21 protein-coding genes are annotated in these 23,679 nt (G+C 40.5%); 18 read left to right on the plus strand and 3 right to left on the minus strand.

The annotated features are described in order from the left end of the window. Nucleotides 1-224: 224 nt before the first annotated feature. The 3 genes from G575_RS0106820 (at nucleotide 225) to G575_RS0106830 (ending at nucleotide 3,518) form a co-directional block, all read left to right on the plus strand. The gene (locus G575_RS0106820) at nucleotides 225-1,382 is read left to right on the plus strand and encodes a hypothetical protein (protein ID WP_027972076.1); all 1,158 of its coding nucleotides are present in this window, start codon (nucleotides 225-227) and stop codon (nucleotides 1,380-1,382) included. 76 nt (nucleotides 1,383-1,458) lie between these two features. Further along, nucleotides 1,459-2,208, plus strand: coding sequence for an ABC transporter ATP-binding protein (locus tag G575_RS0106825; RefSeq protein WP_027972077.1), 750 nt, complete (start codon nucleotides 1,459-1,461; stop codon nucleotides 2,206-2,208). Further along, nucleotides 2,202-3,518, plus strand: a complete 1,317-nt coding sequence (locus G575_RS0106830) for an FtsX-like permease family protein (RefSeq protein WP_027972078.1) — start codon at nucleotides 2,202-2,204, stop codon at nucleotides 3,516-3,518. Before G575_RS0106825 ends, G575_RS0106830 begins: the two co-directional genes overlap by 7 nt. Before the next feature lie 285 nt (nucleotides 3,519-3,803). On the opposite strand, the gene rpmG is transcribed toward G575_RS0106830, so the two are convergent. Both rpmG and rpmF read right to left on the minus strand, forming a co-directional pair. Then, nucleotides 3,804-3,953: a 50S ribosomal protein L33 gene (gene rpmG / locus G575_RS0106835; protein ID WP_002262412.1), complete on the minus strand. Its 150-nt coding sequence runs from the start codon at nucleotides 3,951-3,953 to the stop codon at nucleotides 3,804-3,806. Nucleotides 3,954-3,968: 15 nt separating this feature from the next. Further along, complete coding sequence (gene rpmF / locus G575_RS0106840) at nucleotides 3,969-4,145, minus strand: 50S ribosomal protein L32 (RefSeq protein WP_027972079.1); 177 nt, start codon at nucleotides 4,143-4,145, stop codon at nucleotides 3,969-3,971. A 233-nt stretch (nucleotides 4,146-4,378) separates the two neighbouring features. Between rpmF and G575_RS0106845 the strand changes: the two genes are divergently transcribed. Beyond that, complete coding sequence (locus tag G575_RS0106845; RefSeq protein ID WP_027972080.1) at nucleotides 4,379-5,494, plus strand: vitamin B12 independent methionine synthase; 1,116 nt, start codon at nucleotides 4,379-4,381, stop codon at nucleotides 5,492-5,494. Between the two features lie 57 nt (nucleotides 5,495-5,551). On the opposite strand, the gene G575_RS0106850 is transcribed toward G575_RS0106845, so the two are convergent. Then, a complete protein-coding gene (locus tag G575_RS0106850; protein ID WP_027972081.1) occupies nucleotides 5,552-6,451 on the minus strand; it encodes a MurR/RpiR family transcriptional regulator in 900 nt (299 codons plus the stop codon). A gap of 180 nt (nucleotides 6,452-6,631) precedes the next feature. On the opposite strand from G575_RS0106850, the gene G575_RS0106855 reads away from it, so the two are divergent. From G575_RS0106855 to G575_RS0106920, 14 genes are all read left to right on the plus strand, one after another. Continuing rightward, a complete protein-coding gene (locus G575_RS0106855; protein WP_027972082.1) occupies nucleotides 6,632-7,996 on the plus strand; it encodes a PTS transporter subunit EIIC in 1,365 nt (454 codons plus the stop codon). Nucleotides 7,997-8,042: 46 nt separating this feature from the next. Then, nucleotides 8,043-9,467 carry a 6-phospho-beta-glucosidase gene (locus G575_RS0106860; protein WP_027972083.1) on the plus strand — a complete coding sequence of 475 codons (1,425 nt, stop codon included), beginning with the start codon at nucleotides 8,043-8,045 and terminating at the stop codon, nucleotides 9,465-9,467. Between the two features lie 72 nt (nucleotides 9,468-9,539). Beyond that, entirely contained in the window at nucleotides 9,540-10,814 is a 1,275-nt protein-coding gene (gene hisS, locus G575_RS0106865) for a histidine--tRNA ligase (protein ID WP_027972084.1), read from the plus strand. Between the two features lie 80 nt (nucleotides 10,815-10,894). Next, nucleotides 10,895-11,335 (plus strand): low molecular weight protein-tyrosine-phosphatase, encoded by a 441-nt coding sequence (locus G575_RS0106870; protein ID WP_027972085.1) that lies wholly within the window; start codon nucleotides 10,895-10,897, stop codon nucleotides 11,333-11,335. Beyond that, nucleotides 11,316-11,732, plus strand: coding sequence for an MORN repeat-containing protein (locus G575_RS0106875; RefSeq protein ID WP_051176972.1), 417 nt, complete (start codon nucleotides 11,316-11,318; stop codon nucleotides 11,730-11,732). Before G575_RS0106870 ends, G575_RS0106875 begins: the two co-directional genes overlap by 20 nt. Beyond that, nucleotides 11,729-13,504 carry an acyltransferase family protein gene (locus tag G575_RS0106880; RefSeq protein WP_027972087.1) on the plus strand — a complete coding sequence of 592 codons (1,776 nt, stop codon included), beginning with the start codon at nucleotides 11,729-11,731 and terminating at the stop codon, nucleotides 13,502-13,504. The genes G575_RS0106875 and G575_RS0106880 overlap by 4 nt, the downstream gene beginning before the upstream one ends. Before the next feature lie 124 nt (nucleotides 13,505-13,628). After that, complete coding sequence (gene aspS, locus G575_RS0106885; protein WP_037622814.1) at nucleotides 13,629-15,380, plus strand: aspartate--tRNA ligase; 1,752 nt, start codon at nucleotides 13,629-13,631, stop codon at nucleotides 15,378-15,380. Further along, a complete protein-coding gene (locus G575_RS0106890; protein ID WP_027972089.1) occupies nucleotides 15,373-16,314 on the plus strand; it encodes a YitT family protein in 942 nt (313 codons plus the stop codon). The genes aspS and G575_RS0106890 overlap by 8 nt, the downstream gene beginning before the upstream one ends. A gap of 25 nt (nucleotides 16,315-16,339) precedes the next feature. Further along, nucleotides 16,340-17,215 (plus strand): YitT family protein, encoded by an 876-nt coding sequence (locus G575_RS0106895; protein ID WP_027972090.1) that lies wholly within the window; start codon nucleotides 16,340-16,342, stop codon nucleotides 17,213-17,215. 18 nt (nucleotides 17,216-17,233) lie between these two features. Beyond that, the gene (locus G575_RS0106900) at nucleotides 17,234-18,109 is read left to right on the plus strand and encodes a YitT family protein (protein ID WP_027972091.1); all 876 of its coding nucleotides are present in this window, start codon (nucleotides 17,234-17,236) and stop codon (nucleotides 18,107-18,109) included. 245 nt (nucleotides 18,110-18,354) lie between these two features. Beyond that, nucleotides 18,355-19,743, plus strand: coding sequence for a ribosomal protection-like ABC-F family protein (gene abc-f, locus G575_RS0106905; protein WP_027972092.1), 1,389 nt, complete (start codon nucleotides 18,355-18,357; stop codon nucleotides 19,741-19,743). Nucleotides 19,744-19,947: 204 nt separating this feature from the next. Then, complete coding sequence (locus tag G575_RS0106910) at nucleotides 19,948-21,411, plus strand: ABC transporter permease (protein ID WP_027972093.1); 1,464 nt, start codon at nucleotides 19,948-19,950, stop codon at nucleotides 21,409-21,411. A 22-nt stretch (nucleotides 21,412-21,433) separates the two neighbouring features. After that, entirely contained in the window at nucleotides 21,434-22,108 is a 675-nt protein-coding gene (locus G575_RS0106915) for an ABC transporter ATP-binding protein (protein ID WP_027972094.1), read from the plus strand. Further along, complete coding sequence (locus G575_RS0106920; RefSeq protein WP_027972095.1) at nucleotides 22,101-23,669, plus strand: PASTA domain-containing protein; 1,569 nt, start codon at nucleotides 22,101-22,103, stop codon at nucleotides 23,667-23,669. The genes G575_RS0106915 and G575_RS0106920 overlap by 8 nt, the downstream gene beginning before the upstream one ends. Nucleotides 23,670-23,679 lie beyond the last annotated feature (10 nt).

Genomic DNA, 23,679 nt, shown 5'->3' on the forward strand with positions numbered 1-23,679 from the left:
CACCAAATGACGGCGAAACAATTCTATACAAGATATAACCTTTATTGCTATATCATCATATCTGTTTCATTCCGTTCCATTTGGTGGCCACCATTTGGGACTGTATTAAATATTTCTGCAAGATTTCTCTTACACTATTATCTTACTCAAAATTTAATGAGGTTGTTTATTATGCTCTTTGTAAGAAAGTGGTAAAATATAAATGAGTAGGAGGCAGAAATCGCATGCTATCTAAAGAAGACAAACAAAAAGTAAAAGAGATTATAGAAGCTAATAAATGGTATACATATGAGGAAGCTGAGTCTGAGTTGAGAAAGCATTGGAATTCTGATAACGATAAAGATGGTGATTACTTAACCATGAAACGTAGTCAGATTCAAAAGATATTGCGTTCAGACATTATCGGCACTTATTTGGAAATTCATAAACGAAAAAAAGACCAGTCTGACGATGACTGGTTTATGAAAACTATTTATGGTTGGTCTCAAAAAGAACAATTTTATCTAGATTATAGCGATGGAACAGAAAAAGAGTATTATGAGAAACTACATGTATTTCCCAAATATGATAAGCTTTTTTTGGATTCGGATTTGGAGCAGAGTATAATTTTATCAGCTTTTGATGAATTGCTGAATGATGTTGATAAAGTTGAAATGAGGGAGATTTATGAGGAACTGAATGGCTCATTTGGCAAAGGCAAAACTCCATTTTTAATGACAGAACCATATCTTTTTGCATTGAAACACGAAATAGAGAGGCGACAATACCCTACAAAAATTCTTTATCTTGACCCACATTCGCCCAAAGAAATCCTTTCTAGGCTGTCAGAAAAATCAACCCAGGAAAGCTTCCAAACCGAAATGTTTTCTGTGATAGATGAATTCATTCAAAATGTTAATGATAAAGTATTTATTCATCAATCAGCACGAGATGTTGAAAAGCAAAGATTTCAAGAAATTTTAAGTTTTTTCAAAAAATGGAAATTCATTTATCCCTCACAAATAATGGCATTAGAGAGTGTGCTAATAAATGAGGGGCTTCTTGAAAAATTCAATCATACTTTTCAAATGTTTAGCCAACCGTTTGAATATGTGATTGATGGTAATAACATCAAAAATAAGCTAATTAAAAAATATTTATCAGAAAATGCTGAATCGCTCTCTAGAGATGAATTAGTTCAAGAGCTAAAACAATCTATTTATTCATTTGAAAAATATGAACTGACAAAATTTGAAAATGCTTTATCAAAAGATACAGAATTTATAAGTGATTCAGCTATGTTCAGACATAAGATTTCTAGGCGAATACATCAAATATTGCGAACACTAGAGGTTGATTCTATTTTGTTTGATTCACTCAACAATGCAGGGATTCATGAATAGTATTAATGTATTTTTAATTTAGTAAATCATTAACCGAAAATAACATTTAGTAAAAAATTAAAATTAGGAGGATACTATGTTTAATAATGTAGCTGTTAATGCAATTGACCTAACAAAAGATTTTCTACTGGAAAAAAATAAGAAGGTGTCGGTACTAAAGGGAGTGACATTATCCGCGGATTATGGTGAATTTATCTCCATATTAGGTATCAGTGGCTCAGGAAAGTCAACTTTGCTAAATTGCTTAGCAAGTTTATCAGAGCCATCTAGTGGCGAGGTTGTTATAAATGGTGTGAATCCATATAGGCTAAAAGATGGCAAACTGGCTAAATTTAGACGTGAAGACATTGCTATTATTTTTCAAAATTATAATCTAGTTCCTGCTCTACCAGCATTGGAAAATGTTACACTACCTCTAAGACTTTCAGGGAAGACTGCCGATAGGAATCAAGTAAAAACCTTATTGGATAATCTGAATTTTAAAGCCGACCTATCGTCATTAGTATCAACACTATCAGGAGGAGAACAGCAGAAGGTTGCTATTTCTCGTGCTATTTTATCAGATAGTAAGGTTATTTTTGCTGATGAGCCGACTGGTGCTTTAGACAGTATTTCTAGGAAATTGATTTTTGAATCGCTTAGAAAGATGGCTGATGAGGGGAAGTGTGTTTTAATGGTTACACATGACATTGAGCTTGCATCTAAAACAGATAAAGCATTTATTTTAAAAGATGGTTACATTTCGCAAGAAATTACTAATCCATCAGCTGAAGAACTTTATCAGGCTCTTGAAACTATTGGCAAGAGAGGTGAGAGTATATGTTAAGACTTATTGTGTATCAGTTTCAGTATTCAAAGAGACAATGGTTTGGGACAATTCCATTATTACTTGTATCTAGCCTAATTGTTGGGACATCTTTATTTGGCATTACTAGCTCATCAAGAATTTCAAATATCAATGCTTCGCAACTTTTTCAGATGTTGATTATATTTGGAGGTATTACTCTATTTTTTCTCATTTCAAATAATATAAGATTGCTAATAGACATATTTAAAAAGGACTATGAGTTATGGACTATCTTAGGTGCGAGTAAATCTCAGCTATCTTTACTTGTAGCTGGTCAATTTTCCATAATGGCAGTCATTGTTAGCAGTTTTGGGACAATCCTTTCCTTCGTTGTGACAGATAGTTACTATAAATTTTTACAAAATTTATTAGGAAGAGATGAATTACCTGATTTGGTTATTACATCCAATATTCAGACTGTATTATTGAGTATTTTAATAGTACCAACAATTGTTGGATTAGGAGCTTATTTTTATTCTATTCGATTATTAAAAAAAGAATCAAATTCAAAATCAAATGGTAGAAATTGGAGAGTTAAAGCGACTAAGTTTATTAATGTTTCTGTTCGTCTATTCTTATGGTTATTGTGTATAGGTATTATTATTTCAGCAGGTTTTACCAATAATAGAGAAGTGATTGTGACACAATCTGGTATGATTTTATTTTTATTGATTACTCATATATTAATTATTCAAGTTCTATCTCCGTCCACCCAGATTTGTTTAATAAAATTATTAATGAAGATTCTCCCATCTGAAAATTATGCAATCAATACAAGTTTTTGGAACCTACTATACAATCCTAGTTATTTGAAGAGTATACAGACTTCGATGACTATGGGGATAACTCTCATTTCTGGATTCATCCTCTATACCAGAAATATGTACTCATTTATGAATACTATAAATAGTGTCCACGAAGCAAGAGCCTCCTTCATTGCCTATCTATCTGCACCAATTGTGCTTATTATTACTAGTTTTATTTCTATCACAATATTATCTTCTAATAAAGACATTGAAGATATTAGACAGTTACAAATATTAGGCATAACAAAATTACAACTTTTTAAAATACGCATTGCAGAAGCAATAATGCACTCAATAATAATTTCATTTGTCTCTGTAATTTTTAATGCTATTGTGTTAATGTTAGTTCGCTTTATAGGGCAACGTTTAGGGCAGAGTTTAGCAGAAATAGCAGGTTTTTGGCAACCTAGCCTTATTATTCTTTGTTTGTTAGTTATCTTTTATTGTATTACAAAGGGGTTTTATTTATTTAAAGATAGATAAATTGGAAAAGTTACAGAGAGGATTACAATGTCAAGTGATAAAATTTTTGAAATACCTATTGTAACTTGAAATATAAAAGCTCTGTAAAAATATAAAAAATCAAAAAGCCCTGCCATCGAAATGATAGCAGGGCTTAACTTCAATATCCAAATGATATATTTATCTAAAAAAGGTAGAGTAAAAGGTAGAGTTTTTATTGATTTGTACTGCAATGTAATGAATTTCAAAAAATCAAAAACCGCATAAAATCAATGTTTTGACGCCTGTTGACGTGTAATGAAACCCTTACTTAACCTCGGTGAAAATCACGTGCTTACGCAATTTTGGTGAGTATTTTTTCAATTGAAGACGGTCTGGAGTGTTACGTTTGTTTTTTGAAGTAAGGTACAAACGCTCACCAGATTCTTTGTGTTCAAGTGTAATATTTACGCGCATGGTATCTCCCTTCTATTATTTAGCTGCTTTAGCGATTTTACGTCCTTTGTAGTATCCTTTCAAAGATACACGGTGAGAACGTGAGTAATCCCCAGTAGTTTCGTCAAATTGTACTGATGGAGCAGTCAATTTGTAGTGTGTACGACGTTTGTTTTTCTTCGCTTTTGAAGTGTGACGTGCAGGTACTGCCATTTTCTTTAGTTTCCTTTCAAGTGTCTGTTTTAGCTTTCGCCAACTTTAACAGTATAGCAAATCTTTTTTGTAAAGTAAAGTTACTTGACAGATTTTTTTGCTCTTTTTGAAAAATAGCAGAGCAGGTCTTTTGTTATAGTTATTTTCTATATAAAAATATAGAAAAGATATAATTTACACTTATATCATTTTTGAGTAAAATGAAAATACAACATATTTTCAAGGAGATTATCATGACAAAGACACAATTTCATTTTGATCACGTAGGCAGTTACCTGCGCCCGCAGGCTCTTAAAGAAGCGCGTGAGCAATTTGCTAAAGGGGAAATTTCAAAAGAGGAGCTTTTAACCACTCAAGACCAATTGGTAAAAGATTTGGTACATCACGAAGTTGAAAATGGCCTTAAGGTTGTTTCTGACGGTGAGTTTGGACGTTCTTGGTGGCATCTAGATTTCTTGTGGGAGTTGACAGGTTTTGAAGCCTATTTGCAAGAGGATTCTTATAAATTCCATGGTGCTAAGACGCGCACAACCAATGTTCGCTTAAATGGTAAGGTAGCTGAAAACCCTAATCACCCATTTTACCGTGATTTTGAGTATTTAAAATCCATCACACCAGAGGGCATCACGCCAAAAATCACTATCCCGAGCCCGTCTTTGGTTATCAATCGTGATCACCGTAGTGACTTGTATGCTGACTACTATGATAGCTGGACAGACTTTCTTGACGGTCTAGCACAGGCTTATCAAGACACTATCAAGCGTTTTTATGATTTGGGTGCGCGTTATGTGCAACTAGATGATACGACATGGGCTTATTTGATTCAACAACTAGAAGACCATAAAGAACAACCAGAAGAGCGCCGTGTGTTTGAGAAAATCGCAGAAGATGATGTCTATGTCATCAATAAGGTTTTGGATGGGCTACCAGAAGACCTCACAGTGGCAACACACATTTGTCGTGGAAACTTTAAGTCAACTTATCTGTTTGAAGGTGGCTATCACACCATTTCAAAATACCTTGGTCAGCTCAACTATGACATTTTCTTCCTTGAGTATGACGATGAGCGTTCAGGAGACTTTGCTCCGTTAGTAGATATTTGGAATGGTCGTGATAATGTTGAGTTGGTGCTTGGAGTTATCACTTCAAAAGATCCTACTTTGGAAGATGTGGATGCGATTGTGACGCGCATTCAAGAAGCAGCGCAGCTTGTTCCTCTAAAAAATCTGGGCATTTCGACGCAGTGTGGCTTTGCTTCAACTGAAGAAGGCAACATCTTGACAGAAGAAGATGAGTGGAGAAAATTACGTTTGATTAAGACCATTACAGATAAGGTCTGGGGAGAATAGTATAGCGAAAAAAGTCAATCTTCTTTTCGTTTGTGACGGTGGGAAGATTGACTTTTCTTATGACTTTTCTTGCCTGCTCTCTTTTTCCATTAAGAGTTGGGAGTCTGATGGGCGGGTAACTTCGACGTGACGAGATGATGTCTTTCTAAGATCGGCATTAGCCTGATAATTTTGTGCAAAAATACCTGAGTAGAGAACGTCTAGTAGGTAGCTGATGGCGGAGTCGTTAGCAAAGGTTGCAATTTTGGAATACAGACGCTCGCGTGTGGATAAGCGGAGAATTACATCTGCTTGTTTTGACAAGGTGCTTTCTCCGATGTTGGTCATGAGAATAACAGGAACATGATTGCGTTTTAATAGTTTCATCACACGGCGTAGAGGCTCTGTTTCTCCTGAGTAGCTGATGACCAGTGCACAGTCTTTTTCAGAAGCTAGCGTTGCACCGAAAAAAATATCTCCATGATAGTCGTAGACCGTGGTAGCTTGACGGATGCGACGCATGTTGTACTCGAATTCTTTTGCAAGTAGGATATTGTTACCAATAGCAAAGACGTGGCAATGCTCTGCTTTGTTAATCAGTGAAATCGCTGCGTTAAGGCTTTTCCCGTTGTTGAGTGACAAGGTGTCTTTTATAGCATCTTGTTTCACTTGGGCGATGTTTTTGGCGATGGTTAGGATATGGTCAGTAGCTGCAAAGGGGTAGTTGACATCAATATCCGTAGCATGATTAGCCAAATAGTCCCGCTCTAGGATAAGGGCGTTTTTGAGGTCGTTCCAACCTGAATAACCGAGTTTCTTAGCGATTTTAACGGTCAGAGATTTGGAGGTAAAGGTAGCATTAGCAATCCCTTGGGTTGTCAGGTTTTCTAGCTCGGCACTTTCCCCTAAAAGGTAGTCAATAACCAGCTGTTCGCTGGGAGAGAAGATGATGTTTTCGATTTTCTCATGTAATAGCATAGCTAGGCTCCTAAGTTAATTTTTGTAAACGCTGTTTACAGATTAAAGACTAAATAAAATGAAATGTGTGAACGTTGTTCACAAAACGCTGAAAGGGCTTTCTTGCCACAGGATAACATGGTAAGATTAATTATATCAAAAGAGGAAAAGGTTTACCAAACCTTTGAGAAAGGAAATTATATGGATTATAAAGCATTGGCGACTGATATTTTATCAAAGGTCGGTGGTAAGGAAAATGTCAACAGTCTAACGCACTGTGCGACGCGCTTGCGTTTTGTCTTGGCAGACGAAGCCAAAGCAGATGAAGAAGCGCTAAAAGCAACAGCGGGTGTTGTGACAGTGGTAAAAAGTGGAGGACAGTTCCAAGTGGTTATCGGAAGTGATGTGCAAAATGTCTACAATCCGTTAACAGACCTGATTGGCACTCCAAAAGATCACACGGCAGCTAATACCGAGGAGCATCAAACTATTGGTCAAAAAGTCTTGGCTGCTATTTCAGGCATCTTTACACCAATCTTACCTGTTATTACGGCAGCGGGTATGATAAAGGCTGTTCTGTCATTGTTAGTTGTCTTTAAAGTTGTGACGGCAGATGATACTAACTATCAGATTCTTAACTTTATCGGCGATGCTGGTTTTTACTTCCTTCCGGTCTTTCTTGGAGGAACAGCGGCTCGTCAATTTAAGGCAAATCCTTATCTTGGGATGTTGATTGGTGCGATTCTTTTGCACCCAACGTTCTCAGCTATGGTAGTTGCGGCTAAGGAGTCAGGTGATAGCCTAGGTTTGTTTGGGTTGCCAATCACACCAGCTGGCTACTCCTCAACGGTTATTCCAGTAATCTTGTCTGTTTGGTTTATGTCTTATGTGGAGCGTTTTGCGGATAAGATTTCACCAAAAGCTATTAAGTTCTTCTCGGTACCTTTGATTGCAGCCTTGACAACTGCAGTTGTGGCGCTTGTTGTTCTTGGTCCTGCTGGTTCAATTTTGGGAACTTGGTTGGGAGATTTCTTCAAAGCCCTTGAAAAACTTGGTCCTTGGGTAGTACCAACGATTGTCGGTATTTTCTCTCCTTTCCTTGTTATGACAGGGACGCACTACGGATTGGTGTCTATTGGTATCAACAACCGTATGACCATTGGTTATGATACGATTGCGCAGCCTGGTATGCTTGCTTCAAACGTGGCGCAAGGTGGTGCAGCGCTAGCTATTGCCATCAAATCAAAAGATACGGATAAAAAAGCCCTTGCTTCATCAGCAGGTATTACAGCTATCTTTGGGATTACAGAGCCTGCGCTTTATGGTGTGACGCTTCAAAATCGTGCTGCACTTATCGGAACCATGACAGCTGGAGGTATTGGCGGTTTCTTCCTTGGTATTATGGGTGCTCGTAACTTTGCGGGTGGCTCACCTGGTCTTTTAACCATCGCTTCTTACATCGGTGAGGATACTCTTAAGTACTTCTACACAGCGATTACGGGGCTTGTTCTTTCTGTTGTGATTTCATTTATCGTTACCTTTATTTTGTATAAGGACGAAGCATAAACACTAGGGCTGATTATCAGCCCTTGCTTATTGGAAAGGGATTGTTATGAGTTTACCAAAGAATTTTTTATGGGGGGGAGCGACTGCTGCCAATCAACTTGAGGGAGGCTTTGACAAAGGCGGACGAGGTCTAGGTTCTGTCGATGTTATTCCCAAAGGAGAGTATCGTTTTCCTGTGATGACCGGAAAGTTAGCTTATCAGGATGTGCCAGAGGGGCAATATTACCCATCACGTGAAGCCATTGACCACTACAGTCATGTCAAGGAAGATGTGGCTTTGATGGCGGAGATGGGCTTTAAAGCCTATCGTTTCTCGGTGTCTTGGTCGCGGATTTTTCCAACTGGGGAAGAGGCTGAGCCTAATCAAGAAGGTCTTGCTTTTTATGATACCTTGATTGGCGAATTGCTGGCGCATGGTATTGAGCCAGTCATCACAATCTGCCATTTTGATGTGCCTTTGGCTTTGGTGGATAAATATGGTTCTTGGAAGCGTCGTGAAATGATTGATTGTTATGTCAAGTACGCTGAAACGCTCTTTACTCGCTATAAGGGTAAGGTCAAATACTGGATGACTTTCAACGAAATCAATATGCTCATGCATTTGCCGTTTATGGGCGCAGCTATTTCCTTTGAAGAAGGGGAAAATCGGACGCAGGTGCTTTATCAAGCTGCTCACAACGAATTGGTGGCGTCGGCTAAGGCGGTTATACTTGCAAAGAGTATTGATCCAGAAAATCAAGTGGGGTGCATGTTAGCTGCAGGGCAATTTTACGCCGAAACAGCTCATCCAAACGATGTTTTAGAGGCCAATGAGAAGAATCGTGAGAACTTCTTTTTTGGAGATGTTCAAGCGCGTGGTTATTACCCTAGTTATGCCGTGAAGTTCATGGAACGTGAAGGTATCGTGCTTGAGAAAGCAGATGATGACGATGCAGTATTGCGTGAGGGGACAGTCGATTTTATCGGTTTTAGTTATTATTCTTCGCGTATGGCAGGGACCCTCAACCAAGACGCCAAGCGCACAGAAGGAAATGTCTTTGCCACTCTGCGTAACAACTACTTAGAAGCTAGCGAGTGGGGCTGGCAGATTGACCCAGTGGGCTTGCGCATCACGATGAATGCTCTTTATGACCGCTATCAGAAGCCTCTTTTCATTGTTGAAAATGGTCTGGGAGCCAATGATGTGCTGGAAAATGGTACGGTTCAGGACGATTACCGAATTGCCTACCTTGAAGCCCATATCAAAGAAATGATTAAGGCGGTTGAACTGGATGGCGTTGATTTGATTGGCTATACGCCGTGGGGTTGGATTGATTTAGTGTCTGCCTCTACTGGTGAGATGAAGAAGCGCTATGGCTTTGTCTATGTCGATAAGGACAATGACGGCAACGGAACTCTGAGACGTTATAAGAAGAAATCTTTCGACTGGTACAAAGAGGTCATTGCAAGCAATGGCGAAAATCTCAAATAGAGATAACCTCTAGTGAAAACTAGAGGTTTTTGTGGTAAAATGAAGAGGATTTAGTTGTAAAGGAAGATGGAAATGAAACTACAAAAACCAAAAGGAACGCAAGATATTTTGCCACAAGAGGCAGCCAAATGGCAATATGTGGAACAAGTTGCACGTGAAACATTCAAAAAGTATAACTGCGGAGAAATCCGTACTCCGATATTTGAGCATTACGAGGTGATTTCACGCTCTGTGGGAGATACGACGGATATTGTTACCAAAGAAATGTATGATTTTTATGACAAGGGTGACCGTCATATTACCCTTCGACCAGAAGGAACAGCACCGGTAGTTCGCTCGTTTGTGGAAAACAAGCTCTTTGCCCCAGAAGTGCAAAAGCCTGTTAAAATGTACTATATGGGGTCTATGTTCCGCTACGAACGCCCACAGGCTGGTCGCTTGCGCGAGTTTCACCAAATTGGTGCGGAGGTTTTTGGCTCAAAAAATCCAGCGACAGACGTCGAAACCATCGCCATGGCCTACCAGCTTTTCACAGAGCTAGGCATCAAGGGCGTTACATTACATCTCAACACGCTTGGAAATCCTGAGAGCCGTAAGGCTTATCGTCAAGCTTTGATTGATTACTTGACACCGTTGCGTGAGAGTCTATCGAAAGATAGTCAGCGACGCTTAGATGAAAATCCTCTGCGCGTGCTTGATTCAAAGGAAAAAGAAGATAAAGTTGCGGTGGAAAATGCGCCGTCTATCCTTGATTATCTTGACGAAGAGAGTCAGAACTACTTTGACAGTGTCCGTGAGATGCTGGAACTCCTCAGTATTCCTTATGTCATTGATACTAACATGGTGCGTGGTCTGGACTATTATAACCACACGATTTTTGAATTTATCACGACAGTAGATAAGTCTGAGTTGACCATCTGTGCTGGCGGTCGCTATGATAGTCTAGTTGAGTATTTTGGTGGACCTGAAACGCCTGGTTTTGGTTTTGGACTTGGTATGGAGCGTCTCTTGCTTGTTTTGGAAAAGCAGGGCATCCAACTACCGATTGAGACAGATTTAGATGTTTATATCGCTGTGCTTGGAGATGAAGCCAATGCAGCAGCTTTGCAATTAGTCCAAGCGATTCGCAGACAAGGCTTTTCTGCAGAACGTGACTACCTCAATCGGAAAATTAAGGCCCAGTTCAAATCGGCAGATAATCTCAAAGCTAAAACCATTATCACCCTGGGAGAAAGCGAGATTCACAGTGGGCAAGTCCTTTTGAAAAATAATGTCACACGCCAAGAAATCACAGCTTGTCTAGATGACTTATACACAGATTTTGAGCGCTATTTTAATGAGATTTAAGAAAAGAGCCTAGGCTCTTTTCTTATTTCCAAATGCTTAAAATTTGATATAATAGAAGGGCAGATAGTGAGGTCTTGAGAATGAAAAAAGTTTGTTTTGTGTGTCTTGGGAATATTTGTCGTAGTCCAATGGCTGAGTTTGTCATGAAGGATATTGCTAAAGGAAGCCAACTTCTTATCGACAGTAAGGCGACTTCTAATTGGGAGCATGGGAATCCGATTCATGGTGGGACACAGAAAATTCTCACCAAATATGCTGTGCCATTTGATACCACGAAAAGCTCCCAGCAATTTAAAGCGAGGGACTTTGCCTATTACGACTATGTCATTGGTATGGATGCTCAAAATGTCCGGGACCTGAAAGCCTTGTCGGCGGGGCGTTACGATGATAAAATTGCCCTTTTTTGTGACGGAGGCGTCCCAGATCCGTGGTATACTGGTGATTTTGAAGAGACTTATACTCTCGTTAAAAGTGGTTGTCAGACTTGGCTGGAGGTAATAAATGGAGAACAAAATAGTTGATCAAGTGCTCTCAAAACTAAAATCATTTGATTGGAGCCGTCGTAAAATAGAATTGATTTCTGCAGTGGTCATTGTCCTTTTGGGGTTGGTTGTTTTGACTGTTCCTGTTAAAAGCCAAGGGACTCTAACCTTTAATAAGGGGAAAATTACCTATACAGGAGAGATTGTAAACTACCGTATGACGGGAACCGGGAAGTTAGTCTATGAAAATGGAGACGTTTATGAAGGTGGTTTTGATCGTGGAGTCTTTGAGGGGAAAGGAAAGTTCACATCACATCAAGGATGGACCTATGAAGGGCATTTCTCTAAAGGTTTGGCTGATGGTGAAGGGACTTTGACCACAAAGGCAAAGAAGGTTTATAAAGGGACATTTAAACAGGGGATATATCAGCAATGAGAATAAAATGGTTTTCCGTAGTCAGGGTAACAGGGCTGTTACTTGTTTTACTCTATCATTATTTTAAAACGCTATTTCCCGGTGGTTTTATCGGTGTTGATATCTTTTTTACGTTTTCTGGCTACCTGATAACGGCACTTCTTTTGGATGAATTTTCACGTAGTGGCAAAGTGGATTATAAATCGTTCTTGCGCCGTCGTTTTTATCGCATCGTGCCTCCTTTGGTGTTGATGGTATTAGTAGTGATGCCGTTTACTTTTTTTGTGAAAAGGGACTTTGTAGCTGATATTGGTCGTCAAATTGCGACAACCTTGGGATTCACAACGAATGTTTATGAGATATGGATAGGGGCTAATTATGAGAATCAATTTATCCCTCATCTCTTTTTGCACACTTGGAGTTTAGCGGTTGAGGTGCATTTCTACGTTTTGTGGGGGTTGGTGGTTTGGCTGATTTCACGGCGGATGAAGCGTTCTGCGCAGCTCAGAGGGATTCTCTTTTTGACGTCGGGAGCTTTTTTTATCATCAGCTACTTGACGATGTTTGTCGGTGCTTTTCTAACGACTAATGTGTCCAATCTTTATTTTTCAAGTTTAGCGCATGCTTTTCCTTTCTTTGCAGGGAGCTTTTTGGCGACTATAACAGGGATTTCAGATATTCCTAAAAATTTCCAACGGCAGATAGCTAATAGACCACTGAAGCATCTTTTTATTGCTTTAGGGATTAGCTCTGCGATGCTTTTGCTCTTAAGCTTGTTCCTAGACTATAATCATATGTTCACTTATCTTCTAGGATTTTTAGCTGCGAGTGCCTGTGCTTGTGTGATGATTTATTGCACACGTATACTGCATGACAAATGGCAAGGTTGGGATGAGCCAAAAGCTCTGACCTTCTTGTCTGATACGAGCTACGGTGTTTACCTGTTTCACTGGCCTTTTTATGTCATTTTTAGCCAGTTTATGCCTTTAGGGTTTACCGTCTTTTTTACAACAGTATTTTCACTGGTTTTTGCAAGTCTCTCTTACTATGTTATTGAGCCGATTCTAATCGGTAAAGAACCAAGTATTTTAGGGGTGAACTTGGACTGGAGGGCCTATAAGAAGCCTCTTGTTGTGACATTGACGGGATTGGTACTTGTCACTCTAGGCATTACCTTATTTGCTCCTAAGGTCGGCTCTTTTGAGACTAATCTTATCGGAGATCGTTTGACTCAAGCCAATACCAATTTAAGCCGTACACACACCTTGGCGGCTGGAGATGCAACTGCTATTAGTGATATTGTGATTATTGGAGACTCTGTGACGCTACGAGCTAATGATGCTCTGGTAGCCGCTCTTCCAGAAGCTCAGATTGACTCAGAAGTCAGTCGTAATTTCGACCTTGCCTATGATGTTTTTAAGAATCAAGTAGATAATGGCTCGTTAGCTAAGACGGTAGTTATTGCTGTTGGTGTCAATTCTCTCTATAACTATAAGGAAGATATCGACCAGTTTGTAGAGGCTCTGCCAGAAGGACACCGACTGGTTCTTGTGACGCCTTATAATTCGAAGGATGGACGTGTCTTAGAGGTTCACAATTATGAATTATCATTAGAGGAAAAATACAGTTATGTGACTGTTGCGGACTGGTATCAGGCTGCTCTTGACAATCCAAAGATTTGGAATGGATCAGATGGCGTGCATTTCTCAGATGCTACCACAGATGGTGCCAAGTTATATGCTCAAACAATCGAAAAAGCTATTGAAGCAGCAGCTAAAAAAGCAGCAAAATAGCAAGCCTGTGTGAGTTTACTCTGCCATTTAACAAAAATCAAAAAAACTCTGCTCATGAGGGTGGGGTTTTTGTGTGCTTTCTGCTATAATGGAGAGGAATAACATTTGAGTAAGGAAGAGAATTATGACAAAACGTTCTATGTATGCTGGTCGCGTGCGCGCAGAGCACATCGGTCAGGAAATCACCCTTAAAGGATGGGTGGGTCGTCGTCGCGACTTAGGTGGATTGATTTTTATTGATTTACGTGACCGTGAGGGAATCATTCAGTTGGTGATCAATCCTGAGGAAGTTTCTAGCGACCTGATGACGGTTGCAGAAAGCCTGCGTAATGAGTATGTTATCGAAGTGACAGGTCTTGTGGTTGCGCGTGAGCAGGCAAACGATCATTTGCCGACAGGAGCTGTTGAGCTAAAGGTGACTCGCTTAACAATCCTTAACCAGGCAAAAACGACACCTTTTGAAATTAAGGATGGTGTTGAAGTATCTGACGACAACCGTCTCAAGTACCGTTACTTGGATCTGCGTCGCCCAGAAATGCTTGAAAACTTTAAGTTGCGAGCTCGTGTGACACACTCTATCCGAAACTATCTTGATGGTCTTGAGTTTATTGATGTGGAAACACCTATGTTGACCAAGTCAACACCAGAAGGTGCGCGTGATTACTTGGTGCCATCACGTGTCAATCAAGGGCATTTCTATGCCTTGCCACAAAGCCCTCAGATCACTAAGCAGCTTCTTATGAATGCTGGTTTTGACCGCTATTATCAAATTGTCAAATGCTTCCGCGATGAAGACTTACGTGGAGACCGTCAACCGGAGTTTACACAGGTCGACTTAGAGACGTCTTACCTCAATGAGCAGGAAATCCAAGATATTGTTGAGGGCATGATTGCTAAAGTGATGAAAGATACCAAAGGTATTGAGGTCACTTTGCCATTTCCACGCATGAGCTATGACGTTGCCATGAACAGCTATGGTTCGGATAAGCCGGACACTCGTTTTGACATGTTGTTACAAGACTTGACAGAGCTGGTTAAGGGTGTTGATTTCAAAGTCTTCTCAGAAGCTGAAAGCGTCAAGGCTATCGTTGTGAAGGGCAATGCAGACCGCTACTCGCGTAAAGATATTGACAAGTTGACAGAGTTTGCTAAGCAGTTTGGCGCTAAAGGTCTTGCTTGGGTCAAAATGGCCGAAGGAAGCCTGGCAGGTCCAGTTGCTAAGTTCTTGACAGTCATTGAAGATAAGTTGACAGCACATTTACAGCTGGAAGAAAATGACATGGTGCTCTTCGTGGCAGATAGCCTAGAAGTGGCTAATAACACTTTAGGTGCTTTGCGTAGCCGTATCGCCAAAGAGCTTGACATGATTGACAACGCTAAGTTTAATTTCTTATGGGTGGTTGATTGGCCAATGTTTGAGTGGTCTGAGGAAGAGGGCCGCTACATGTCTGCTCATCATCCTTTTACCCTACCGACAGAAGCGTCAGCTCATGAGCTTGAAGGCAATCTTGCAGATGTACGCGCGGTTGCCTATGACATCGTTCTCAATGGTTATGAACTTGGTGGTGGAAGTCTTCGTATCTACAAACGCGATATGCAAGAGCGCATGTTTAAAGCTCTTGGCTTTACTGCAGAGGAAGCAAGTGAGCAATTTGGTTTCTTGCTTGAGGCTATGGACTTTGGCTTCCCGCCGCACGGTGGTTTAGCTATTGGTTTGGACCGCTTTGTCATGATTTTAGCTGGTAAGGATAATATCCGCGAAGTGATTGCCTTCCCTAAAAACAATAAAGCAACTGATCCAATGACTCAGGCACCAAGTGTAGTCGCAGATAAACAACTGGAAGAATTGGCTCTTCTTGTAAAGGAACATGATTAAAAAAACAACCTTTTGGAAAAAATTGAAATTTTTTGTGCGTCGTTGGGCTAAGAGGTTAGGTCTCTGGCAGGCGCTCAGAAGCATATCAAGAGAGAAGTACGATGAGCGCATCTCGGCTTCTCTTTTGTATGGGCTTTTATCAGCGATTGCTGTTAATTGGTTTTTTGAACCAGGCCATGTTTATTCGAGTGGGGTGACAGGGTTATCACAGGTAATTTCTGCTATAAGTTTGCGCAGCTTTGGTTTCCAAATTCCTGTTGCGGTAGCTTTTTACGCGATAAATCTTCCCTTGCTGATATTAGCATGGAAACAAATTGGGCATAAATTTACCATCTTTACTTTCATCACGGTAACAATGAGTTCGGTCTTTATCCAGTTTGTTCCGGAAATCAGTTTGACACCAGATCCCTTAATCAATGCGGTTTTTGGCGGCTTAGTCATGGGGATAGGAATTGGTTATGGACTCAAGTCAAGGATTTCTAGTGGTGGCACAGATATTGTCAGTTTAACCATACGTAAAAAAACAGGGCGAGATGTTGGTAATATTTCGCTAGTGGTGAATGGTATTATCATGCTGTTTGCAGGGGCTCTTTTTGGTTGGCAATACGCCCTTTATTCCATGATCACCATCTTTGTTTCAAGTCGCGTCACAAATGCTATCTATACCAAGCAAAAGAAGATGCAAGCGATGATTATTACGAGTTGTCCAGAAAAGGTCATCAAGATGATTCATAAGCGGTTGCATCGTGGGGTGACTTCTATCAATGATGCGGAAGGGACCTATAATCATGAGAAAAAAGCGGTGCTTTTGACGGTTATTACACGAGCAGAATTTTACGAATTTAAATACTACATGCAAAAAACAGATCCTAATGCCTTTGTCTCAATTTCTGAGAATGTGCAGATTATCGGACGCTTTGCAGATTTTGACTAAGGATTATGTAGGTTAAGGAGATCAGATGACTTCACAGCACTCACATGTCAAAAATGTTTGCTTCATTATTATGGGGGCGGCGATCTACGCTTTTGGTTTTGTCTACTTTAACCTTCCCAACAATATTGCAGCCGGTGGGCTTGCCGGTCTAACAATGGTTTTTCATGCTTTATTTGGTATTGATCCGACCTATACAGGTTATCTCATCAACCTCCCTTTAATCTTTTTAGGAGCCTATCTTTTTGGTCGAAAAAGCATGGCCTATACCTTGCTAGGTATTTTTTCCATGTATGGGTTCGTTTGGCTCTTTCAACGCCTGCCAATGGTTATTGATTTGCGCCAAGATGCTTTGGTGGTTTCTCTTTTTGCGGGGATAATTGCAGGGCTTGGAGGCGGTTTAGTCTTTCGCTATGGTGGGACTATTGGTGGCTCAGATATTATCGCCCGTGTGCTTGAAAAGCAAACAGGGATTCAGCTCAATCAAGTCTTGCTGGCTATTGATGTCTTTGTTATGACTGTTTCACTCACTTATATCAATCTTAATCAAATGATGTATGCCTTGATTGCGAGTTTCATGTATAGTCAGGTGGTCAAATTGGTGGAAAATGGTGGCTACGCCCTTCGAGGCTTGTTTATTATCAGTGAGCAGCATGAGGACATTGCCAATCATATCATGACAAATTTAGGGCGAGGGGTCACCTATTTTAGAGCCGGTGGTGCTTACACGAAGTCGGATAAGCAAGTGCTTTACGTGGCTCTTAATCCTATGGAGACGAGAGAGTTAAAAACCTACTTGTCAGAAATTGATCCAGGTGCCTTTGTAGCTATTTCTAGTGTTGATGAGATTGTCAGTCCAGAGTTTGTTGTTAGTAAGAGTAAATACCGAAATCGTGGAAGGTAAGGGATAAGGAGAGTGTCTATGCATCAACATGATATAAAAATTACCCCTCGAGTGCTTATTTTAGTGGCGATTGGGGTAGCAACGTATACGTTTGGTTTTGTTAATTTTAATATGGCAAACCATCTCGCTGAAGGTGGCGTAGCCGGGATTACTTTAATTATTCATGCTTTGACTGGAATAAGCCCTGCCTATACGAGCCTTTTCATCAATATTCCTCTCTTTATTTTAGGGGCTAGGGTTTTTGGGAAAAAAGCCTTGCTGTTAACCATCTATGGAACAGTGTTGATGTCGATTTTTATTGATATTTGGATGCGCATCCCTGTGACATTAGATTTAAATGGTGATTTTCTGATTGCAGCCCTTTTGTCAGGTATTTTTGCAGGTCTAGGAAGTGGTCTTGTTTTTCGCTATGGCGCAACTACTGGCGGAACAGACATTGTGGGGCGTCTTATCGAGGAGAAAACAGGTCGGCAGTTGGGGCAAACGCTACTCATCATTGATGCCATTGTTTTGTTAGCTTCCCTGACTTATATTGATGTCCGACACATGATGTATACCTTGATAGCTAGTTTTGTGTATAGCCAGGTATTGACCATGGTTCAAAATGGGGGATATACCGTCCGCGGGATGATTATCGTTACGAAAGAATCGGAGAAAGTGGCTAGCCATATTCTTAGGGATATCAATCGTGGAGTGACCTATTTGAAAGGTGAGGGAGCCTACTCGGGTCATCAACATAATGTTCTCTACGTTGTTTTGAATCCAAACGAAGTCATGGAAGTCAAGCGAATCGTCGCTGATATTGATAAAGACGCCTTTGTGTCTATTATCAATGTGGATGAGGTTGTTAGTTCAGACTTCATTATCCGACGCAAGAAATACGATAAAGCTTGATTTTATTAACTTAGCGTGTTAGACTAAAGAAAATTAAAGTGAGGTTGCAATAAAGTCATGATTAACAATTAAGAACTCATTGTCAGCTCAACTCTTGTAGAACCGATGGTCAAACAAGGGGAGAGTGTGTCTTGAGGGAGTTGTTAGCATGGCTTTTTGCGTGTCCAAAAATAATCAGTCAATTGATCATAACTATTATGGCTGATAAAAAGCCATTCCCTCTTCTAACAAAGAAGGAGAATCATATGGAAGTCATTCGATTAGAAAAAATAGTAAAGGACATCCCAGAGCGGCTCTTGTTTGAGTGTGACTCTTTGCATCTTTTGGCGGGGGAAAAAGTGGGTTTGGTCGGTGAAAATGGAGCCGGTAAGACCAGTCTCTTGCGCCTTCTGATAGGAGAAGACAAGGATTACAGTGGCAAGGTCTGTTTGCTACCTGATTTTGCTTATGTTCCTCAGTTAAAAATCACGTCACAGCAATCCGGTGGCGAACAGGCTATGGAACTTTTACGTGAAGCAGTGAGACAAAAACCTAGTCTACTCATACTAGATGAGCCAACAGCTAATTTAGATCGGGATAATCGTCGGTGGTTGATAAAAGCTTTGCAAGGATATCGAGGCTCGTTATTGGTGGTGAGTCACGATCGCGATTTCCTCAATCAGGTGACGACTATCACTTGGTACTTGGAAAATAGTAGTATAAGAGTCTATCAGGGAGCCTATGCAGAGGCTTTGAAACAACGTCAAAAAGACCGCGATAAGCAGCTTAGAGATTACCAAATCTACCAAGAAAAAATCAAACAGCTACAGGATGCGCTATTGGCTAAAAAAGAAAAGGCCCAGAAAATGACCAAGAAGAAAAAATCGGTGTCAAGTTCCGACTGGAAGGTCAACTCAAAACTGGGGAACTACGACGGCAAGGCTAAAAGTATGGCTCAGGCAGCCAAGACGATGGAAAAACGCATTAAGCAATTAAAGGAAGTCAGTCCCCCTAAAAAGGAAGCTTGGGCAAATATTCGACTGATAGGAGAAGTGTCAAAGCAAGCTCATACCTTGATGCGTTTGACTCCAGGGGAAGTCAAGGTGGAGGAACGGCACTTGTTTTCCTATCCAGAGCTGGCTATCCGACTAGGTGATAGGATTGGACTAGTGGGCGCTAACCAAGTCGGGAAGACTACTTTTGTCCGTCAACTACTGCGTCAGTCCTTGGATGGGTATTATGCAAAAGGTCTTGAGGTATCCTATTTTTCTCAAAATATGAACAAGCTAGAACTAACTCAATCCGCTGTTGAGAATGTTGCTACGACCTCTGCTCAGGGGCGGGCGACTATTCTGAATTTTCTTGCCATGCTTAATATTCGCTATGATAAAGCGCAAAAGAAAGTTGAGTATCTGTCTGGCGGGGAGCGGATGCGTGTGCAGTTGGCGAAGTGTCTTTTATCGGATAACAATTTTCTTATTTTAGATGAGCCGACTAATTTTTTGGATGTCATTGCGATAGAGGCTCTGGAAAAAGCCCTAAAGACCTATCAAGGAAGTCTGCTCCTTATTTCTCACGATCAGCTATTTATCGATCAGTTAGCCAATCGTATTTGGGAGATCAAAGGTTGTCATTTGTCAGAAATTACAGGATGATGATCGTAAAACCGAAGTAAAAAATGAGTAAATTGTTAAAAAATCAGAAAAACAAGACTTTTTATAGCTAAAGTGAAATTGTGAGTCATTTTAAAGGTTGGAAGCATTTTCCTGTAAATGCTTGACTTTCTAAAAAGATAGGTTTATATTTTATATATAAGAGTGTCTTAATAAATTTATCATTTACGATAGAAGGGGGTTCCTATGAACTTTTTAAAACGTGCATGGCTAAGTGTCAGTCGCAGGAAGGGTAAATCACTTTTACTATTTACCATTATTTTCATTCTGGGAAATGTGATTGCGGGGGCTGTTTCAATTCAACAAGCCACACAAAATGTTGAAAAGACGATTAAAACTCAGATGGGTGCCGCAGCTACGCTTCGTCCAGATTATGACAATATGAGTGAGAGCGATTTTGCTGAAATGGGGCAACTTGACAAAGAGACGCTTGAAAAAATTGGCGCTTTGCCTTACGTCAAGCATTATGAGTCTGTCATGCAAGGCTCTATCGGCGCTAGCGATAGTGTCAAACAGTATGTGGCTGATCTTTTTGCGGAGGATTCTTTCTACAGCTCGGGAGATTCTGCTCATTATGCGTTCATGATGCGTGGTGCTAGTTCTTCTAAGATTATCGCCTTAGAAGAAGGGCAAATCACCCTGACCTCTGGACGTGCCTTTACGGATGAAGAAGTCAAATCAGGCAAATATGTTACGATCATCTCTGAAAAATTAGCAGAAATGAACAACTTGAAGGTGGGAGATACCGCGACCTTTAAGAACTATGTCATGGAGTTTGGTAGTAATGAAATCAAAACGGAGACAGATTATCCACTCGAAATTGTCGGTATCTATCGCAAAAATGTTACAGATAGTCAAACAACGACTAGTGACAATGCAGAAGCTGCCAAATATATGAAGGCTGACGAGGAAATGCGTAGCGCTAACCTCATCTATGTTCCGAACAAAGTTGTCGAGGATGTTGGTAATGAACAGGCAGCTGCTTTTCAGGAGGCTACAGGCGAGTCAACAGCTTCCAGAAGTCAGTACATTGGAGAGCCACTTTTCGTGCTCAAGAATCCAGATGATCTTGAAAAATTTAAACAAGAAGCACAGGCTTACTTGCCTAAATTCTTTATCGTTAGTGCAAATTCTGACAACTACGATACCATTGCCGCACCAGTCAAATCCATGTCTAAGCTAGCTGGCTATGTCCTATATGTCGCTATCGGAGCAACGGTGCTCATCATCACTTTGGTTGTTCTACTCTTTTTACGTGACCGAAAACACGAGCTTGGTATTTACCTCTCTCTTGGAGAATCACGGAGCAAAGTTGTTTTGCAAACACTTGTAGAAGTCTTTATGATTGCTATAGTAGCTTTGACCTTATCTGTCTTTACAGGGAACCTTATTGCAAGCGGTTTGTCTGATACATTGATCAACAGTCAGCTCAACTCGACAAATCAAATGGGTGGCACCGTTATCTATGCGGGCCTCAGTGAATTAAATGTCTCGACAACACTTGATGATGTCATGAGTCAGTATCGGGTGAGTCTTGATTTGGGCTATGTATTGGCGATGTATGGTATCGGTCTAGGGACTGTACTTTTGGCAACCATTATACCAATGACTTACATCACACGTCTTAATCCAAAACGTATCATGATGTAGTTTGAAAGACAAGGAGTTTGATATGGCAATATTAGAAGCACAAAAACTGTCCTACTTCTACCAAGACGGGGAAAATCGTCGCTATATTTTAAGAGAGACGGATGTCCAGTTTGAAAAGGGGCGGTTCTATACTATTTTAGGACAATCTGGTTCAGGAAAAACAACGCTATTATCCCTTCTGAGTGCTCTTGAAAGCCCAAAAGAAGGCAAGGTTCTCTACGATGGAAAAGATATTAAGGAAATAGGCTACGAGACTTTCCGTAAGAATAAAATCGGGATTGTCTTCCAGCATTATAATCTGATTCCATACATGACTGCGGTCGAGAATGTTATGGTTCCTATGGCTATCACAGAAAACGAGTTGCCACAAAACAAGGATGAAGTGGCCTACAATTTATTAGATTATATCGGCATTGTCAAGAGCAAGGCAGACCGTCAGGTCAACCGTCTATCAGGGGGAGAGCAGCAACGTGTGGCAATCGCACGTTCTCTGGCCACTAATGTCGATGTTATCTTAGCAGATGAGCCTACTGGAAATCTGGACGAAGAGATGGAGCGAGAAATCGTTGACATTTTCAAAAAGCTAGCTCACGAGCACAATAAGTGTGTGGTTGTCGTTACCCACTCTCAGGAAATTGCGGAAATGTCTGACCAGACCTACTATCTTAAGAAAGGAAAATTAAGAGCAGATGAGTGATTTTTTGTCTAAATTCTCTGGCAATAACTACGATGAGTTGTTGAAAGATGATAAGGAAGTTAAGCAAAAGGAACTTCCTACTTCGACTTCTGAACGTTCTTTTTATCAGCGCTCAGAACGGCTAAGACAGGCTTCTCAAGCTGTTGAGGATAGCTTGGCCCTCTTGGAAGAGACTGGCGGCTATAGTTCTTCTAGAAGGTATTCTGCTGAAAAGCAAGAGCGTATTGATCAATTTTTCACTTCTCAAGCTGAGCAAACAGACGACGCAGAGACAGCAGACATCAAGACTCATGAAAATGAAAGATATAGAAGCTCTAGACGAGAGGATTTCCACGAAGAGACAGAGATTGACCCAGATTATCAGAAGAAAAAGCGCAAGCGCTATGCCATGATCAGTGCAGGTGTTCTAGGTATCTTGTTAGCAGGCATCTTTCTCTTTTATCAGATGACTCATGTAACAGTGCCTAATTTTGTCGGTAAGACAGTGACAGAAGCGCGTCAATGGGGAAATGATAATGGGGTGGAGATCGTTTTAAAGCAGGAATACAATCTCAAATATGATGCCAATGTGATTTTTTCACAGTCCACAAAAACAGGGAAAAAAATGTCTAAAAACGATAAGTTGGAAGTTACAGGCTCACTTGGGGCAGATCCTGAGGAGCAGTTAGCTCTACCTGATTTTGAAAAGTTGTCTTATTCAGATGCAAGCAAGTGGATTGAAGAAAATAAGGCAGAGAATCTTAATCTGACCCAGGTTTATAGTGATACTGTTGAAAAAGGGAAGTTTATCAAGCTAGAAATTGCCAATTCGATTCCATCGAGTGACTATACTCGAGGCACTAAAGCGACATTGACTTATTCTAGAGGTCAAGAAGTTCTTGAAGCTAATATTGAAGTGCCTGATTTTGTCAATAAAACAAAAGCGGATGTAGAGAGTTGGGGCAAATCTAACGGCATTGATGTGACGTTTGAAGAAAAAGCTAGCTCTAGCATTGCTGCTGGAACTGTTTTAGGTCAATCGGTTGCTGCTGGCGAAAAAGTGGCTAAAAAATCTAAAATGACGGTTCAAGTTTCAGCTGGTAAAGGTGTGACAGTGCCAGATTTTGGCACCTTAACCATGTCCCAAGCTTCTAGCGTATCTGGATTGTCCGTTATTGTTCGACAAGTCTATGGAGATGCCCCATATGGAGCACTAATCTCCCAGTCACAAAAAGCAGGTACTGAACTCACAGAAAAGGACGACAGAAATGTTGAAGTCGTCTATTCTGCAGGGTCTCCATATATTCGTGATTTATATGGAAAAAATGAAGGCGATTTGCAACAATACTTTTACAATGAGTTTAGGTCAAAAGGGGCTCAGATTTACTTTACCAGCTACTATGTCAACTCGGATCAGCCAAAAGGCACCGTAGTGACACAAAATGTCAAAGAAACCTGGTTGCCACTAAATTACACCGTTGAAGTGGGAATTAGTAATGGTGCTTATTTTACCGGGACAATTACCCCACAAAACAATAGTAGCTCAAGCAGTAGCAACAGCAGTGAGAGTGAAAGCAACTAACTAAACTTAG

The sequence above is a fragment of the Streptococcus plurextorum DSM 22810 genome, assembly GCF_000423745.1.
GTDB lineage: Bacteria > Bacillota > Bacilli > Lactobacillales > Streptococcaceae > Streptococcus > Streptococcus plurextorum.

Bases quoted from the DNA above. Each gene is read 5' to 3' on its own strand.
- rpmG (WP_002262412.1), bottom strand. From the start codon at position 3,953: ATGCGCGTAAATATTACACTTGAACACAAAGAATCTGGTGAGCGTTTG.
- G575_RS0106915 (WP_027972094.1), top strand. From the start codon at position 21,434: ATGGCAATATTAGAAGCACAAAAACTGTCCTACTTCTACCAAGACGGG.
- G575_RS0106875 (WP_051176972.1), top strand. From the start codon at position 11,316: ATGGAGAACAAAATAGTTGATCAAGTGCTCTCAAAACTAAAATCATTT.
- G575_RS0106855 (WP_027972082.1), top strand. From the start codon at position 6,632: ATGGATTATAAAGCATTGGCGACTGATATTTTATCAAAGGTCGGTGGT.
- G575_RS0106895 (WP_027972090.1), top strand. From the start codon at position 16,340: ATGACTTCACAGCACTCACATGTCAAAAATGTTTGCTTCATTATTATG.
- G575_RS0106890 (WP_027972089.1), top strand. From the start codon at position 15,373: ATGATTAAAAAAACAACCTTTTGGAAAAAATTGAAATTTTTTGTGCGT.
- G575_RS0106830 (WP_027972078.1), top strand. From the start codon at position 2,202: ATGTTAAGACTTATTGTGTATCAGTTTCAGTATTCAAAGAGACAATGG.
- G575_RS0106845 (WP_027972080.1), top strand. From the start codon at position 4,379: ATGACAAAGACACAATTTCATTTTGATCACGTAGGCAGTTACCTGCGC.
- G575_RS0106910 (WP_027972093.1), top strand. From the start codon at position 19,948: ATGAACTTTTTAAAACGTGCATGGCTAAGTGTCAGTCGCAGGAAGGGT.
- G575_RS0106850 (WP_027972081.1), bottom strand. From the start codon at position 6,451: ATGCTATTACATGAGAAAATCGAAAACATCATCTTCTCTCCCAGCGAA.
- G575_RS0106870 (WP_027972085.1), top strand. From the start codon at position 10,895: ATGAAAAAAGTTTGTTTTGTGTGTCTTGGGAATATTTGTCGTAGTCCA.
- G575_RS0106920 (WP_027972095.1), top strand. From the start codon at position 22,101: ATGAGTGATTTTTTGTCTAAATTCTCTGGCAATAACTACGATGAGTTG.
- G575_RS0106900 (WP_027972091.1), top strand. From the start codon at position 17,234: ATGCATCAACATGATATAAAAATTACCCCTCGAGTGCTTATTTTAGTG.
- G575_RS0106825 (WP_027972077.1), top strand. From the start codon at position 1,459: ATGTTTAATAATGTAGCTGTTAATGCAATTGACCTAACAAAAGATTTT.
- hisS (WP_027972084.1), top strand. From the start codon at position 9,540: ATGAAACTACAAAAACCAAAAGGAACGCAAGATATTTTGCCACAAGAG.
- G575_RS0106860 (WP_027972083.1), top strand. From the start codon at position 8,043: ATGAGTTTACCAAAGAATTTTTTATGGGGGGGAGCGACTGCTGCCAAT.
- G575_RS0106880 (WP_027972087.1), top strand. From the start codon at position 11,729: ATGAGAATAAAATGGTTTTCCGTAGTCAGGGTAACAGGGCTGTTACTT.
- abc-f (WP_027972092.1), top strand. From the start codon at position 18,355: ATGGAAGTCATTCGATTAGAAAAAATAGTAAAGGACATCCCAGAGCGG.
- rpmF (WP_027972079.1), bottom strand. From the start codon at position 4,145: ATGGCAGTACCTGCACGTCACACTTCAAAAGCGAAGAAAAACAAACGT.
- aspS (WP_037622814.1), top strand. From the start codon at position 13,629: ATGACAAAACGTTCTATGTATGCTGGTCGCGTGCGCGCAGAGCACATC.
- G575_RS0106820 (WP_027972076.1), top strand. From the start codon at position 225: ATGCTATCTAAAGAAGACAAACAAAAAGTAAAAGAGATTATAGAAGCT.